Origin of the sequence: Stutzerimonas nitrititolerans (assembly GCF_003696285.1) — a bacterium.
GTDB lineage: Bacteria > Pseudomonadota > Gammaproteobacteria > Pseudomonadales > Pseudomonadaceae > Stutzerimonas > Stutzerimonas nitrititolerans.
The window spans coordinates 492-1,240 of record NZ_RFFL01000049.1; the positions used below are offsets into that span (position 1 = coordinate 492).

1 pseudogene is annotated in these 749 nt (G+C 32.6%); it reads right to left on the reverse strand.

The window, feature by feature from the left end:
• A pseudogene (locus tag EA795_RS20585) lies at positions 1-644 on the reverse strand (IS110-like element ISSep2 family transposase); the annotation flags it as partial.
• Positions 645-749 lie beyond the last annotated feature (105 nt).

The window sequence follows — 749 nt, forward strand, 5'->3', positions numbered from 1 at the left end:
CTTAATTGAAGTGCATATTTTGTAGCTTTATCCATTGACATTCCCTTATCTGTAGAATTGAATATATGTGTAATCAGTACCTCCTTGTCGATATCAAGAACCATGTCTGGATGAGTAAAGATTTCTGCGATGTTGAGTGCAATGATTGAATATCGACTACTAAATAATCTTTCTAAACCAGGGAATGTTTGATGGAGTAATTCAAGGATCTGAAATTTAAGTCGATTTTGTTCATTCTCGATTTCTAGATGAAAACGGACGCGTTCTCTTAATTCAAAGAATATTAACTCATGTATAGGTAAGCTGTCTGTTTGTTTAAGCGTCGGTCCTAAACAAGCAAGCTTATGAGCATCTGCCTGATCAGTTTTCCATGATCTTAGAGCGCTCGTTTTAAATTTGGCTTCTAACGGATTCATTTGAATATAGTTAATTTGATTTACACAACAAAATCGTTCCATACCTCTTGAATAGATACCTGTAGATTCAAAAATGAGTTGTGGGTGGTCTAAGTCATTCAAATACTTGAGTAAATAATTGTAACCATTTTTATTATTCTGGATGAAAAACTCTTTTTGGAATTTTCCATTTTTATAATGTGCAACTACACTACTTCTTTTACTAATATCAACACCTAAGTAATCGATAAAAAAACCTCCTTTGAATAATTGAGAAGCTAAAAACTTTACTTAACCTTTCTCATTTCATTTTCCTATACACGGTTTCAAGAACCCAACATACTACAAACGAAT